Genomic DNA, 13,018 nt, shown 5'->3' with positions numbered 1-13,018 from the left:
GACCGCGCGATCCGCTTCCGGACGGGCGCGGCGCACGGCATGGCACCACGACACGACACGATGTTCACTCGTCTGAAGGAAGATATCGACGCCATCATGCTGCGCGATCCCGCTGCGCGCAGCCGCCTGGAAGTCCTGACCTGCTACCCCGGCTTCCACGCGGTCATGTTCCACCGCTTCGCGCACGGCTGCTGGAACGCGGGCTTGCGCTGGCTGGGCCGCTGGATCTCGCACTGGTCCCGCTTCCTGACCGGGATCGAGATCCATCCCGGCGCCACCATCGGCCGGCGCGTCTTCATCGACCACGGCATGGGCGTGGTCATCGGGGAGACCGCCGAGGTCGGCGACGACTGCACCATCTACCAGGGCGTGACCCTGGGCGGTACTTCGCTCTACAAGGGCCAGAAGCGCCATCCGACGCTCGGCGCCAACGTGGTCGTCAGCGCCGGCGCCAAGGTGCTGGGCGGCTTCACTGTCGGCGACGGCGCGCGCGTCGGCTCGAATGCCGTGGTGCTCAAGCCGGTGCCGCCGGGTGCGACGGCGGTCGGCGTGCCGGCACGCATCATCCTGCCGGACGCGCCGCCGCAGCAGCAGGCCGCGAAGCAGGAGTTCTCCGCCTATGGCATCACGCCCAATGCGGACGATCCGGTGTCGCTGGCGCTGAAGAGCCTGATCGACAACGCGGCCCGCCAGCATGAGCGCATCGAGGCGGTACTGGCGGCGCTGGATCGGCTCGGCGAGCACCTGGAGAAGACACCCAACGAAAGCTTCGATGCCAGCGACTTGCGCAAGCTCCTGAAATAGGGCACCTCCGCCACCGCGTCCACGCGGCGGCGGGGCTCGCTTGTTCGCCGCGCGGGCCTATGATGTGGCTGTCGCCGGCGCGTTCCGGCGTTTCTGCCAAGGAGCATCGCCATGCCATCGTCCCCCAGGTACTGGTTCCCTGCCAAGCGTTACGGATGGGGCTGGGGCCTGCCTACGTGCTGGCAGGGCTGGTTGGTGTATGCCGTATATGCGCTCCTGGTCGGCATGGCTGTTGCCTGCTTCCCGCCGCACACCCGGCCGGGCGCTTTCATCGGCAGCCAGCTGACGCTCTGCGCGCTGCTGCTCGCTATCTGCTGGCGCAAAGGGGAGCCGCCGCGCTGGCGCTGGGGTGACGATTGAACACGTGGCGGCGGGTGGCCGGCCGCGCGGGGGGCGATCGCTCCTGCAACGCCGGTTCGACTGAGCCGGCGGCCACGGCCGCTCAGTCGTCCAGGGGGACCGTACGGAAACCGGAGTCGTCGAGTTGCAAGGCCGCCGCGCGTGGCGGGCCGCCGTGCGCGCCGTCGAGATCCCAGTCGGTCAGGACCCAACGCTCGCCGGTGCTTTCCAGGTGGCGTGCGGGCCGGTGCGTGTGGCCGTGTACCAGCAGGTCCGTGCCGCTCGCGCGCATCAGCCCGGCCACGGCCTGCGGCGCGACGTCGCCATAGTTGCGCGGCTGCTGGGGCCGCGCGCGGCCGGCTTCGCTGTCGGCGCGCAGGCGGCGCGCCACTGACAGCCTCGCCGCTAGTGGCAGCGCCAGGAAGGCGCGCTGCACCCAGCGGTTGCGCGTCAGGCGCCGGAAGCGCATATAGCGTGCGTCGTCGGTGCAGAGCATGTCGCCATGGCTGAGCAGCACGCGCCGGCCGGCGCAGCGGATCACGGTGGGATCGGGCAGCAACGTGGCACCGGCCGCGGCGGCGAAGCGCTCGCCGAGCAGGAAGTCGCGGTTGCCGTGCATCAGGTAGACGGCCACGCCGCCTGTCGCCAGCGTGCGCAGTGCGGCGGCCACGTCGGCCGCGAAGGGCGTGCCGGTCTCGTCGTCGCCGATCCAGAATTCGAAGAAATCGCCGAGGATGAACAGGGCGTGTGCCTGCATTGCCGCGCGTTCCAGCGCGCGTTCGAAGGCCGCCAGCGTGCGGGGCATGGCGGGCGTCAGGTGCAGGTCGGAAATGAACCACGCCGGCGCGGGCACCTGGAGTTCAGGCACGCCGGACGCCGGCGGGGCAGGGGGGGCGGTCATGGTCGCGGGGCGCACTTGGCCGCAGCAGCCGGCACGGACCCGCGGCCCGCGCCGGTGCGTGAGGCATTACTCGACGATGGTGGCCTTCTCGATGATCACGTCTTCGAGCGGCACGTCCTGGTGGAAGCCGGAGCTGCCGGTGCGCACGCCCTTGATCTTTTCGACCACCTCGGTGCCTTCGACCACCTTGCCGAACACGGCATAGCCGAAGCCTTGCGGCGTCGGCGACGAGAAGTTCAGGAAGTCGTTGTCGACCACGTTGATGAAGAACTGGGCGGTTGCCGAGTGGGGCGCGTTGGTGCGTGCCATGGCGACCGTGTAGCGGTCGTTCTTCAGGCCGTTGCCGGCTTCGTTGTCGATCGGCGCGTCGGTGCCCTTCTGCTTCATGCCGGGCTCGAAGCCGCCGCCCTGGATCATGAAGTTCTTGATCACGCGGTGGAAGATGGTGTTGTCGTAGTGGCCCTTGCGCACGTACGACAGGAAGTTCTCCACCGTCTTGGGAGCCTTCTCGGCATCGAGTTCGAGCGTGATCACGCCTTCGCTGGTTTGGAGCTGAACCTTGGACATCTGCTTTCCTTTCTCTGGGTCAATGCCTACTGGACGATGCTGGCCGACTGGATCACGATCGGCGTGGCCGGCACATTGCGCATCGGCCCGTAGGCGGTAGTCGGGGCGACCTTGATGCGATCGATGGTATCCATGCCATCGATCACCTTGCCGAAGACAGCGTAGCCGTTGCCGTCCGGTGCCGGATAGTCGAGGTTGGGATTATCTACCACATTGACGAAGAACTGCGCGGTGGCGGAGTTCGGGTCGCTGGTGCGTGCCATGGCGATGGTGCCGGCCTTGTTCTTCAAGCCGTTGCGCGCTTCGAGCGGGATCGGCGCGCGCGTCGGCTTCTCGTTCATCTCGCGGTCGAAGCCGCCACCCTGGATCATGAAGCCATTGATCACGCGGTGGAAGATGGTGCCCGCATAGAAGCCGCTCTTGACGTACTCCAGGAAGTTGGCGACCGTCTTCGGCGCCGCGTCCGGGTAGACCTCGACGGTGAACTTGCCGGCACTGGTGGTGAACTGCACCCGCTCGGCCTTGGGCTTGGCCGCCGGCGCGGACTGCGCCAGCGCGGCCAGCGGGCTCAGGGCGAGGGCGCCGGCCAGCATGCCGGCGATGGCGAGGCGTCTGGAAAGGGACATGACGGACTCCTTGGGTGACGAGGGGAATGCCGCGCGGCCGCCCGGCGCGGCGCGCCGCAGCGGCCTGGCGCGAAGCGGGGGGGCGCGGCCGGGTGGATCTCAGCGCGCTGCCGGGGACGAGGCCGGGTTCGCTCCTGCGGCGGGTTTGGCCGCGGCAGGTGCGGCGGGCGCTGCCGCCTGACGCAACTGGCCGAGGGCGGCGCTGGCGCGCGCATCACCCGGGCTGCGGCGCAGCGCGTCGGCGTAGGCCTGTTCCGCCAGGCGGCGATAGACGTCGCCCAGGTTGGTGTAGGCCACGGCAAAAGCCGGATTGACGTCGATCGCCAGCAGCAACTCGGCCTCGGCCCGCTTCAACTCGCCGCGCCGGGCATACAGCAGCGCCAGGTTGTTGTGCGGTTCCGGCAACTCGGGAAAGTCCTGGGCAATCTCCGCGAAGGCGCGCTCGGCGTCCTGCTCGCGGCCGCCCTGGGCCAGCGCCCAGGCGCGCTCGAAGCGCGCCTGCACGTTGCGTGGATTGGCCGCCAGCACGCGGTCGAACTGCTCCACGGCCTGGGCGTAATGCTTCTGGCTCACGGCCTTCTCAGCGTCGGCCATGCCCGGGTCGGCGGAGCGCACCGGGGTGGAGGCCGCCGGCGCGGCCAGGGACATCGGCATCTGGGCCTGGGCCAGGCAAGGCAGGCCGGCCAGCAGCACGGCAGCGGTTGCCGCGGCGGCGCCGCGGCGGGCCCGAAGCCGCGCGGCCGCGAATTCGAGGGAGGGCAGGAGCAGGCTCATTTTCGGGCGGTCCGTTATACTCGGCGGCATTCTAGCAAAGCGTGGACGGGCGGTACGCGCTCGGCCGCCCCGCGGCGACCGCCAGGCGCGCTTCCGGTAAGATATGGGACGCGCCAGTCTTGCGCTGGAGCAAGCGCCGGCTCGGCTGGAAGTGATTCAATCAGTGATCCGTACTGCAGTACGCGCCCGGCCAGGCGGCACACCGTCGGCGTGCTTCCCCCATCATTCACTTCGTTTCATGCATTCATTGAATATCTACAACACGCTCGCGCGTGCCAAGCAGCCCTTCGTGCCCATCGAACCCGGCAAGGTCCGCATGTATGTCTGCGGCATGACGGTGTACGACTACTGTCACGTGGGTCATGCGCGGGCCATGGTGATATTCGACATGGTGCAGCGCTGGCTGCGCACCATCGGCTATGAAGTGACCTATGTGCAGAACATCACGGACATCGACGACAAGATCATCCGCCGCGCCGCCGAGAACGGCGAGACCATCGGCGCGCTGACCGAGCGCTTCATCGATGCCCTGCACGAGGACGCGGCGGCACTTGGCGTGCAGCGCCCCGACCACGAGCCGCGCGCCACCCAGTACGTGCCGCAGATGCTCAACCTGATCGACAAGCTCGAGCAGAACGGACTGGTGTACCAGGCCGCGGACGGCGACGTGAATTTCTCGGTGCGCAAGTTCCCCGGCTATGGCAGGCTTTCCGGCAAGTCGATCGAAGACCTGCGCGCGGGAGAGCGCGTCAGCACCAACGAGGCCAAGCAGGATCCGCTCGACTTCGTGCTGTGGAAGTCTGCCAAGGCCAGCGAGCCGGACGAGAGCAAGTGGGATTCGCGCTGGGGTCGCGGGCGTCCAGGCTGGCATATCGAGTGCTCGGCCATGAGCTGCACGCTGCTGGGCGAGCATTTCGACATCCACGGCGGCGGCGCCGACCTGCAGTTCCCGCACCACGAGAACGAGGTCGCGCAGTCCGAGGGCGCCAGCGGCAAGCCCTTCGTCAACTACTGGATGCACAACGGCCACGTGCGCGTGAACGACGAGAAGATGTCGAAGTCGCTCGGCAACTTCTTCACCATCCGCGACGTGCTGAAGGCCTACGATTCCGAGGTGGTGCGCTTCTTCATCCTGCGCGCCCACTACCGCAGTCCGCTGAACTACGGCGAGGCCCATCTCGACGATGCGCGCCACGCCCTGACCCGTCTTTACACGGCCCTGAAGGATGCACAGGCCGACGGCGAGCCGCTCGACTGGAACGAAGCCCATGCGCAGCGCTTCCGCGAGGCCATGTGCGACGACTTCAATACCCCGATCGCGTTCTCGGTGCTGTTCGACCTCGCCGGCGAAGTCAACCGTACCGCTTCGCCCGCCGCCGCGCGCCAGCTCAAGGCGCTGGCCGGCACCCTGGGCCTGTTGCAGCGCGACCCGCATGCCTTCCTGCAAGCGGGCAGCACCTCCGACGGACTGGATGCGACGCAGATCGAGGCCGGCATCGCCGCGCGCAAGGCCGCCAAGGCCGAGCGCAACTTCGCCGAGGCCGACCGCATCCGTGCGGAACTGCTGGCGGCCGGCGTGGTGCTGGAAGACAAGCCGGGTGGCGTGACCGAATGGAGGCGTGCTTGAACGCTGTCGCGCGCAAGACGCCCGCCGCCGCCAGCGCGGCCAAGGCTGCGCCGGCCCGCGCCGGCAAGGCTGCCGGCGTGGCCAAGGCGGACGGCAAGGGCGGCGCCGTGCCGCTGCCGGTCGACAGCGACGTCGAGGTCGTGCGCCCCGCCTACTGGGACGAGGCCTGCGCCGACCTGATGAAGCGTGACCGCATCCTGCGCAAGATGATTCCCACCTATGGCCCGGGCCACCTGGTCGCGCGCGGGGACCCGTTCATCACGTTGGCACGCTCGGTGGTGGGGCAGCAGATTTCGGTCAAGTCCGCGCAGGCGGCCTGGGAGCGGCTCGTCGTCGCCTGTCCCAAGCTGACGCCGGCACAGCTGGTCAAGGCCGGCACCGAGAAACTGGCCGCCTGCGGCCTGTCCCGGCGCAAGGCCGAGTACATCATCGACCTGGCCGAGCATTTCAAGGCCGGCCGCGTGCATGTCAACCAATGGGCGGAGATGGACGACGAGGCGGTGATCGCGGAGTTGACGCAGATCCGCGGCATCGGCCGCTGGACCGCGGAGATGTTCCTGATGTTCAACCTGATGCGGCCCAACGTACTGCCGCTCGACGACATCGGCCTGATCAACGCGATCTCGACGAATTACTTCAGCGGCGAGCCGGTCACACGCAGCGAGGCGCGCGAGGTCGCGGCCAATTGGGAGCCGTGGCGGACGGTGGCCACCTGGTATATGTGGCGCAGCCTGGATCCGCTTCCGGTGACGTATTAGTTTCTTCTCGCGAAGATTTTGCGAGAAAGTGTCGCCGGCGATGTCTGCCGGCGGATAAGATCGGGGGTAAATTCCGGTAGAATGCGCCCCTTCACAGACAGGTACATGTGCCTTCATGAAAACCACCTTCCTGGATTTTGAGCAGCCGATCGCCGAACTCGAGGCGAAGATCGAGGAACTGCGCTTCGTGCAGGACGACTCGGCCGTCGATATTTCCGAAGAGATTTCGCGGCTGGCCGGCAAGAGCCAGCAGCTCACCAAGGACATCTACGCGAACCTGAGCCCCTGGCAGGTCGCGCAGATCGCCCGCCACCCGCAACGTCCGTACACGCTGGACTACGTGCGGGAAATCTTCACCGACTTCCACGAACTGCACGGTGACCGTGCTTTCGCCGACGACCTGTCCATCGTCGGTGGCCTGGCCCGCTTCAACGGGCAGGCGTGCATGGTCCTCGGCCACCAGAAGGGCCGCGACACCAAGGAGCGCGCGCTGCGCAACTTCGGCATGTCCAAGCCCGAGGGCTACCGCAAGGCCAAGCGCTTGATGGAACTCGCCGACAAGTTCGGCCTGCCCATCTTCACCTTCGTCGACACCCCGGGCGCGTTCCCCGGCATCGACGCGGAAGAGCGCGGCCAGTCCGAGGCCATCGGCCACAACCTGTATGTGATGGCCGGCCTGAAGGTGCCCCTGATCGCCACCATCATCGGCGAAGGCGGCTCGGGCGGCGCGCTGGCCATCGCGGTGGGCGACGTGGTGCAGATGCTGCAGTTCGCCACCTATGCGGTGATCTCGCCCGAGGGCTGCGCTTCCATCCTGTGGAAGACCGCCGAGAAGGCCCCCGAGGCCGCCGAGGCGCTGGGCCTGACCGCGCACCGCTTGAAGGCGCTTGGCCTGATCGACAGGATCGTCAACGAGCCGCTGGGCGGCGCCCATCGCGACCCGAAGGGCATGGCCGCCATGCTCAAGCGCTCGCTCGCCGATGCGCTGCGCCAGTTCCAGGGCATGGGCGTGAAGGAACTGCAGGCACGGCGCCACGAGCGCCTGCTGGCCTATGGCAAGTTCAAGGAAACCGGCGCCCGCGAGTGATCCCTCCGCGCGCCTGACCGACAAGGTCGCACAGTCCCTGCGGGGCGGTGCGGCCTTTGTTGTTTCTGGCGGTGCGGCGGGAGCCGTTGCGGTGGCGCTGTCGGGCGGGCGCGATTCGGTGGCGCTGCTGCATGCCGCGCGCGCGGCGCTTGCCGACGGCGCGTTGCCGGCGCGGCTGGTGGCGCTGCACGTGCACCACGGCCTGCAGGCACAGGCCGACCAGTGGGATGCCTTCTGTGCGGACCTGTGCGCGCGCTGGCAGGTCGGCTACTTCGTGCGCCGCGCGGTGGTGCGGCCGCTGGCCGGCGAAGGGTTGGAGGCGGCGGCGCGGCGCGCGCGCTATGCGGCGCTGGCAGACATGTGCCGCGACGCCGGGGCCGGCCTGCTGCTGTTCGCCCACCACCTCGACGACCAGGTCGAAACGGTGCTGCTGCGCTTGTTCCGCGGCACCGGCGTGGCCGGGATGGCCGGCATGCCGGCGGCCAGGCGGCTCGCGCCCGGGTCCGACGTGCTGCTGCTGCGTCCCTGGCTGGACGAGGGCAGGGAAGCCATCGATGCCTACTGCGCGGCGCATGCCTTGCCCTGGGTCGAGGATCCCACCAACGCCGACCCGCGCTTCGCGCGCAATGCGCTGCGCGGCCGCATGCCGGACCTGCTGGCGGCCTTCCCCGCGCTGCGCGCCAATGTCGCTCAGGCGGCCGCGCACTTCGCCCAGGCCGGTGCCCTGCTGGACCAGCTTGCCGCCGAGCGGCTGGCGCGGCTGGCCGGCCCGGGTCGCGACGCGGACACGCTGGCCGAGCTGGACCTGGACGGGCTCCGGGCCTTGCCGGAAGGCCAGGCCGATGCGGTGCTGCGCTTGTGGCTGCGCGAACTCGGCATGCACGCGCCGTCGACAGCGCGGTTGGCGGCGATGCGCACGCAGTTGCTCGACCATGCCGGAGGCGAGCCGGCACTCCATCATCAGGACATCGTCCTGCGCCGCTTCCAGGGCCGGGTGCTGGCATGCCGCGCGCGCACGCTGCCGGCGCAGGCAACGGTGACGCTGGCCTGGCACGGTGAGGCCAGCCTGGCGGTGCCGGCCTGGCAGGGCGCGCTCCATTTCACGCGCGACGATACCTTCGGCGTGCCGGAGGCGGTGCTGCGCCAGCCGCTTGCGCTGGCTCCCCGGCGTGGCGGCGAACGCATCGTGCTGCGGCCGGGCGGCCGCGCGCGGGCGCTCAAGCAGGCCTACCAGGAGGCCGGCGTACCGGCCTGGCGCCGCGCCGCGCTGCCGCTGCTGTGGGCCGGGGATACGCTGGTGCTGGCCGCCGGGCTCGGCATGCACCGGCGCTGGCCGGACGCCGGGACGGGAGCGCGCTGGCGCGTCGAGTGGGTGGAGCGGGGCGGCGACGAGGCCTGGGTGAGGCCTGGATGAAGCCTGGACGAGGAAGCCGCTCACAGGTATCGCCGGCACGCCTGCGTGACTGCCGCGGGACATGGCCGCGCAGTGGCGGCGCCCTGCCTGGTGTGAGATCGAGATGTGGCGTGATGTCCGACTCGTGCGCTGATCGACCTGCTGCCTTGCCTGACAAGGGTTCTTGGTGTATTTTCAGTGGTTTTGCACAATCGCTGGCGTCGACAAGAAGATGGCTCTCATCGTTCACAAATACGGCGGCACTTCGATGGGTTCCACGGAACGCATCAAGAATGTCGCCAAGCGCGTGGCCAAGTGGCACCGCGCCGGTCACCGCGTAGTCGTGGTGCCTTCGGCCATGTCGGGCGAAACCAATCGCCTGCTGGGCCTCGCCAAGGAGATCTCGGCGCAGCCGAGCCCGCGCGAGCTGGACATGCTGGCCTCCACCGGCGAGCAGGCCAGCGTCGCGTTGCTCGCCATCGCCCTGCACGGTGAGGACATCGACGCCGTCAGCTACACCGGCTGGCAAGTGCCGGTGAAAACCGATTCGGCCTTCACCAAGGCCCGCATCGAGTCGATCGACGACGAGCGCATCCTGGCTGACCTCGACGCCGGCCGCGTGGTGGTCATCACCGGCTTCCAGGGCATGGACGCCGACGGCAATATCACCACGCTGGGCCGTGGCGGCTCCGATACCTCGGCCGTGGCGATCGCCGCTGCCATCGAGGCCGATGAGTGCCTGATCTACACGGACGTCGACGGCGTCTACACCACCGACCCGCGCGTGGTGGAAGATGCCCGCCGCCTGGACCGCATCACCTTCGAGGAAATGCTGGAAATGGCCAGCCTCGGTTCCAAGGTGCTGCAGATCCGCTCGGTGGAGTTCGCCGGCAAGTACCGCGTGAAGACCCGCGTGCTGTCGTCGCTGACCGACCCCCTGCTGCCGCTCGAACAGGAAATGCATTCGGGCACGCTGATCACTTTTGAGGAAGAGTCTGACATGGAAGCAGCCGTCATCTCCGGCATCGCCTTTGCCCGTGACGAGGCCAAGATCACCGTTCTGGGCGTGCCCGACAAGCCCGGCATCGCTTACCAGATCCTGGGCCCGATCGCCGACGCGAACATCGACGTCGACATGATCATCCAGAACCAGTCGGTGGACGGCAAGACCGACTTCACCTTCACCGTGCCGCGCGGTGACTACCAGCGCGCGCTGGCGATCCTGAACGACGGCGTCAAGGGCCACATCGGCGCCGCCACCGTGCTGGGCGACCCGAAGGTGTCGAAGGTGTCGGTGGTGGGCGTGGGCATGCGCTCGCACGTCGGCATCGCCAGCAAGATGTTCCGCACGCTGTCGGAAGAGGGCATCAACATCCAGATGATCTCCACTTCGGAAATCAAGATCTCGGTGCTGATCGACGAGAAGTACATGGAACTCGCCGTGCGCGCCCTGCACAAGGCGTTCGAACTCGAGCAGGCCTGACGCATTCGCCTGCTTGCTGGCGGGGCACGAAAAAAAAGTGCAGTTGTCATCGAATTATCATTGACCAACTGACTTAGCCTCGCTAGAATGCGTGCTTCGTTGTGCAGCCTCCCTTGCACAACGCAAGTTTGGGAGACGTGGCCGAGAGGTCGAAGGCACTCCCCTGCTAAGGGAGCATCCGGGCCAAAACCTGGATCGAGGGTTCGAATCCCTCCGTCTCCGCCAGTTAATGGCGGCGGAACCCCGGAAGATCGCGGTCTTCCGGGGTTTTGTTTTTTGGGCGTTCTTCAAGGGCTCCCACGCTCCCACGCCCTGACCACTGCTTCACGGCTTGCCTCGCAGCCTGCTTCCCGGAGAAGCAGTGTCATGCCATGTTCCCTGTCTTGCCGAGGCGCGATAGCGGTCTCTGTCCGGATCTCTCTCCAGGCATGCCCCCGATTGCCGGGCCGGACCTCGGTGCGCACGTATGCCTGGTGGTCGTTTCTCAGGCGTTGGTGGCGGCAGTTCTCCATGCCGCAAACCAATGATCCCGTTTGCGATCCGGTCTCTCGCGTACCGCGTTGCGCAGGTGCAAGCGCACGAGGTTGGCCACCGCTTCCTGCTGGCCGGCCAGCAGCATGTCGATCCGCGTCAGGGGCCCGCGGCAGCGTCCCTCGGCGTGTCGCGGTCCACCGCCTTGCGGTATTCCAGGAGCCGGCTCCCACCGCTGCGGCTGCCCGGATTGGCATTGCCGGGCGTACAGTACGGATACCGGCGGAAGCGAGAGCCCAGGATGCCCGTGTCTCGCCACACCGCGATGCAGACCAGGACCCGACATGACCCCAAGTACCTCAGCCCGCATGCCCACGTATTTCATTTCGCACGGTGGCGGCCCCTGGCCATGGATGCCACAGGCGTTGCAGACCACGTATGCGCGCCTGGCGGCCGCGCTTGCCGACATGCCGCGCCAGGTGGGACGCAAGCCGAAGGCGATCCTGATGGTGTCGGCCCATTGGGAGGCGCCTGCCTTTACCGTGCAGGGGGCGGAGCGCCCGGGCATGATCTACGACTACTACGGCTTTCCTGAAGAAACCTACCAGGTCCGCTATGCCTCCTCCGGTTCTCCTGCGCTGGCGGTGCGTACCCTCGAACTCGTGCGCGCGGCAGGGTTGCCGGCCGACATCGATGCCGCGCGCGGCTACGACCATGGCATGTTCTCCCCGATGGCCGTCATGATTCCCGAGGCCGACGTGCCGGTGGTACAGCTGTCGCTGCTGCGCGGGCTCGACCCCGAGGCGCATATCCGCCTCGGCCGCAGTCTTGCGGCGCTGCGCGACGAGGAGGTGCTGATCGTCGGCAGCGGCCTGAGCTACCACAATCTGCGTGCCTTCGGCCCGGCGGGCCAGGCCGCGTCGGCGGCCTTCGATGGCTGGCTGGGCGATGCGCTGATGCATCACGAAGGCAGTGCCCGAACCGAACGGCTGCTGCGATGGGAGCAGGCACCCGCTGCCCGCCAGGCCCACCCGCGCGAAGAACACCTGATTCCCGTCATGGTCGCCGCGGGTGCCGCCGAGAACGAGGCCGCCACGCGCGTCTATCACGAGGACGGTTTCGCCGGCGGCATCTCGGTTTCGAGCTATCGCTTCGGCTGATGTCCGGCACACCTGCGGCGGTCGTCCGCCTCCTGCTCGGTTCCGTCCGGTCCGAGGTGCTGGTCAGCAGCGCGGATGGGCGCCGCCACGCGCTCACGCTGGCGCTCGGCCTGGACAATGTCCGCCCCGGTCCCTTGCGCAGCGAGCCTCCCTCCGCCATGGAACTGGAGGCCGCCATCGAATACGTCGAAAACGTGGTGATGCCGCTCGCGCGTCAGTTGCCCTCCGGCGCCTTGCTCCATGTGGAGGGCGAACTGCCTCCCGGTGTCGAGGCGCTGCGCAGCATCGAAGAGATCGAAGCGCGCTTCAACGAAATCGTGGCCGTGGCGCACGGCAGGCCGGCCGGCCGATCAGGCCTGGCCGACCGGCGCCAAGCAAGCGCCGTGCTGATCCTGCGCGAGTGGATGCACCATCTCGGCTTTGCGGCGATCGGGCGCGGGGATTGAAGGCCGCGCCGCTCGTGGCGGCTGCGCCGGCCCCTTACTCCGTCGTGCTCGGGTGTGCCGGAGCCGTCTTCTTGCCGCTCTTGGTGTGCTTCATCTTGTCCTTGGCGCTGGTCAGGTTCGAGCGCGTGCTCTGGTTGGCGCCCTGCGTGTACGGATCGAACTTGTCCGTCGACCTGGCGGCGTCCGGGACATAGCCGTCCTTGTTGGTGACGTGCATGTCATAGTCATAGCGGTCCGGGGGATTCGCCGGTCCGGCAGCCAGGGCTGCACCGGATGCCAGCAGTGCCATGGTGAACGCGATCAGAAATTGCATGGGGAATCTCCTGCGCGGGTTCAGGTGGGCGCGACGCACTCTGCATCGGCAATGATGCGCGGCGATCGCTCTGTGTCGAGCGCGAGCGCGGGAAGTTTCATCCAACACGCGCTGCACGGCGACTGGGTCAGCATAGAAATCAGCATAGCGGGGCCGCGCCCGGCTGGAAAGGACGTTACCGGTGGAAAGCGCCGCGGCGCGCCCGGGTGACATGATGCAACCGGACTTCGAGAGGATGGAGGCCCCTGGCCGCCGGCCTCTTCGCCGGC

Annotated in this window: 15 protein-coding genes and 1 tRNA gene; 10 read left to right on the top strand and 6 right to left on the bottom strand. The window is 68.1% G+C overall.

Annotated features, from left to right (window positions below; translation table 11 throughout):
* Nucleotides 1-60 precede the first annotated feature (60 nt).
* Together cysE and BKK79_RS03885 are read left to right on the top strand one after the other, a co-directional pair.
* Entirely contained in the window at nt 61-804 is a 744-nt protein-coding gene (gene cysE, locus BKK79_RS03890; protein ID WP_071012191.1) for a serine O-acetyltransferase, read from the top strand.
* 111 nt (nt 805-915) lie between these two features.
* The gene (locus BKK79_RS03885) at nt 916-1,164 is read left to right on the top strand and encodes a hypothetical protein (protein ID WP_071012193.1); all 249 of its coding nucleotides are present in this window, start codon (nt 916-918) and stop codon (nt 1,162-1,164) included.
* Nucleotides 1,165-1,246: 82 nt separating this feature from the next.
* On the opposite strand, the gene BKK79_RS03880 is transcribed toward BKK79_RS03885, so the two are convergent.
* The 4 genes from BKK79_RS03880 to BKK79_RS03865 all read right to left on the bottom strand — a co-directional run bounded on the left by BKK79_RS03880 (nt 1,247) and on the right by BKK79_RS03865 (nt 4,011).
* A complete protein-coding gene (locus BKK79_RS03880) occupies nt 1,247-2,044 on the bottom strand; it encodes a UDP-2,3-diacylglucosamine diphosphatase (RefSeq protein WP_071037182.1) in 798 nt (265 codons plus the stop codon).
* 66 nt (nt 2,045-2,110) lie between these two features.
* Nucleotides 2,111-2,611, bottom strand: a complete 501-nt coding sequence (locus BKK79_RS03875) for a peptidylprolyl isomerase (protein ID WP_071012197.1) — start codon at nt 2,609-2,611, stop codon at nt 2,111-2,113.
* A 26-nt stretch (nt 2,612-2,637) separates the two neighbouring features.
* Nucleotides 2,638-3,237 carry a peptidylprolyl isomerase gene (locus BKK79_RS03870; protein ID WP_071012198.1) on the bottom strand — a complete coding sequence of 200 codons (600 nt, stop codon included), beginning with the start codon at nt 3,235-3,237 and terminating at the stop codon, nt 2,638-2,640.
* 99 nt (nt 3,238-3,336) lie between these two features.
* Nucleotides 3,337-4,011 (bottom strand): tetratricopeptide repeat protein, encoded by a 675-nt coding sequence (locus tag BKK79_RS03865; RefSeq protein ID WP_071012200.1) that lies wholly within the window; start codon nt 4,009-4,011, stop codon nt 3,337-3,339.
* A gap of 238 nt (nt 4,012-4,249) precedes the next feature.
* Between BKK79_RS03865 and cysS the strand changes: the two genes are divergently transcribed.
* The 6 genes from cysS to BKK79_RS03835 all read left to right on the top strand — a co-directional run bounded on the left by cysS (nt 4,250) and on the right by BKK79_RS03835 (nt 10,584).
* Nucleotides 4,250-5,638 (top strand): cysteine--tRNA ligase, encoded by a 1,389-nt coding sequence (gene cysS, locus BKK79_RS03860; RefSeq protein ID WP_071012201.1) that lies wholly within the window; start codon nt 4,250-4,252, stop codon nt 5,636-5,638.
* A complete protein-coding gene (locus BKK79_RS03855; RefSeq protein WP_083384022.1) occupies nt 5,623-6,396 on the top strand; it encodes a DNA-3-methyladenine glycosylase family protein in 774 nt (257 codons plus the stop codon). The genes cysS and BKK79_RS03855 overlap by 16 nt, the downstream gene beginning before the upstream one ends.
* Nucleotides 6,397-6,511: 115 nt before the next feature.
* A complete protein-coding gene (locus tag BKK79_RS03850) occupies nt 6,512-7,483 on the top strand; it encodes an acetyl-CoA carboxylase carboxyltransferase subunit alpha (protein WP_071012203.1) in 972 nt (323 codons plus the stop codon).
* The gene (gene tilS, locus BKK79_RS03845; protein WP_198173313.1) at nt 7,449-8,897 is read left to right on the top strand and encodes a tRNA lysidine(34) synthetase TilS; all 1,449 of its coding nucleotides are present in this window, start codon (nt 7,449-7,451) and stop codon (nt 8,895-8,897) included. The genes BKK79_RS03850 and tilS overlap by 35 nt, the downstream gene beginning before the upstream one ends.
* Before the next feature lie 211 nt (nt 8,898-9,108).
* A complete protein-coding gene (locus BKK79_RS03840; protein WP_071012207.1) occupies nt 9,109-10,359 on the top strand; it encodes an aspartate kinase in 1,251 nt (416 codons plus the stop codon).
* A gap of 131 nt (nt 10,360-10,490) precedes the next feature.
* Nucleotides 10,491-10,584: transfer RNA gene (locus tag BKK79_RS03835), tRNA-Ser, on the top strand.
* 259 nt (nt 10,585-10,843) lie between these two features.
* On the opposite strand, the gene BKK79_RS41930 is transcribed toward BKK79_RS03835, so the two are convergent.
* The gene (locus BKK79_RS41930; RefSeq protein WP_257786753.1) at nt 10,844-10,978 is read right to left on the bottom strand and encodes a hypothetical protein; all 135 of its coding nucleotides are present in this window, start codon (nt 10,976-10,978) and stop codon (nt 10,844-10,846) included.
* Between the two features lie 196 nt (nt 10,979-11,174).
* Here BKK79_RS41930 and BKK79_RS03830 point away from each other — a divergent pair, with 196 nt between their 5' ends.
* Together BKK79_RS03830 and BKK79_RS03825 are read left to right on the top strand one after the other, a co-directional pair.
* Entirely contained in the window at nt 11,175-11,990 is an 816-nt protein-coding gene (locus tag BKK79_RS03830) for a DODA-type extradiol aromatic ring-opening family dioxygenase (RefSeq protein WP_071012212.1), read from the top strand.
* Nucleotides 11,990-12,436 carry a hypothetical protein gene (locus tag BKK79_RS03825; RefSeq protein ID WP_071037178.1) on the top strand — a complete coding sequence of 149 codons (447 nt, stop codon included), beginning with the start codon at nt 11,990-11,992 and terminating at the stop codon, nt 12,434-12,436. The genes BKK79_RS03830 and BKK79_RS03825 overlap by 1 nt, the downstream gene beginning before the upstream one ends.
* A 34-nt stretch (nt 12,437-12,470) precedes the next feature.
* Here BKK79_RS03825 and BKK79_RS03820 read toward each other — a convergent pair whose 3' ends face one another.
* Nucleotides 12,471-12,749, bottom strand: a complete 279-nt coding sequence (locus tag BKK79_RS03820) for a hypothetical protein (RefSeq protein WP_071012215.1) — start codon at nt 12,747-12,749, stop codon at nt 12,471-12,473.
* Nucleotides 12,750-13,018 lie beyond the last annotated feature (269 nt).

Source organism: Cupriavidus sp. USMAA2-4 (genome assembly GCF_001854305.1).
GTDB lineage: Bacteria > Pseudomonadota > Gammaproteobacteria > Burkholderiales > Burkholderiaceae > Cupriavidus > Cupriavidus malaysiensis.
The sequence above is the reverse complement of the archived record's forward strand: the minus strand, read 5'-3'. Positions and strand labels throughout refer to the sequence as shown.

Coding starts and splice junctions, on each gene's coding strand:
- BKK79_RS03825 (WP_071037178.1), top strand. CDS start 11,990: ATGTCCGGCACACCTGCGGCGGTCGTCCGCCTCCTGCTCGGTTCCGTC.
- BKK79_RS03875 (WP_071012197.1), bottom strand. CDS start 2,611: ATGTCCAAGGTTCAGCTCCAAACCAGCGAAGGCGTGATCACGCTCGAA.
- BKK79_RS03865 (WP_071012200.1), bottom strand. CDS start 4,011: ATGAGCCTGCTCCTGCCCTCCCTCGAATTCGCGGCCGCGCGGCTTCGG.
- BKK79_RS03840 (WP_071012207.1), top strand. CDS start 9,109: ATGGCTCTCATCGTTCACAAATACGGCGGCACTTCGATGGGTTCCACG.
- BKK79_RS03880 (WP_071037182.1), bottom strand. CDS start 2,044: ATGACCGCCCCCCCTGCCCCGCCGGCGTCCGGCGTGCCTGAACTCCAG.
- BKK79_RS03855 (WP_083384022.1), top strand. CDS start 5,623: ATGGAGGCGTGCTTGAACGCTGTCGCGCGCAAGACGCCCGCCGCCGCC.
- cysS (WP_071012201.1), top strand. CDS start 4,250: ATGCATTCATTGAATATCTACAACACGCTCGCGCGTGCCAAGCAGCCC.
- BKK79_RS03820 (WP_071012215.1), bottom strand. CDS start 12,749: ATGCAATTTCTGATCGCGTTCACCATGGCACTGCTGGCATCCGGTGCA.
- cysE (WP_071012191.1), top strand. CDS start 61: ATGTTCACTCGTCTGAAGGAAGATATCGACGCCATCATGCTGCGCGAT.
- BKK79_RS03870 (WP_071012198.1), bottom strand. CDS start 3,237: ATGTCCCTTTCCAGACGCCTCGCCATCGCCGGCATGCTGGCCGGCGCC.
- BKK79_RS03885 (WP_071012193.1), top strand. CDS start 916: ATGCCATCGTCCCCCAGGTACTGGTTCCCTGCCAAGCGTTACGGATGG.
- BKK79_RS41930 (WP_257786753.1), bottom strand. CDS start 10,978: ATGCTGCTGGCCGGCCAGCAGGAAGCGGTGGCCAACCTCGTGCGCTTG.
- tilS (WP_198173313.1), top strand. CDS start 7,449: ATGGCAAGTTCAAGGAAACCGGCGCCCGCGAGTGATCCCTCCGCGCGC.
- BKK79_RS03830 (WP_071012212.1), top strand. CDS start 11,175: ATGACCCCAAGTACCTCAGCCCGCATGCCCACGTATTTCATTTCGCAC.
- BKK79_RS03850 (WP_071012203.1), top strand. CDS start 6,512: ATGAAAACCACCTTCCTGGATTTTGAGCAGCCGATCGCCGAACTCGAG.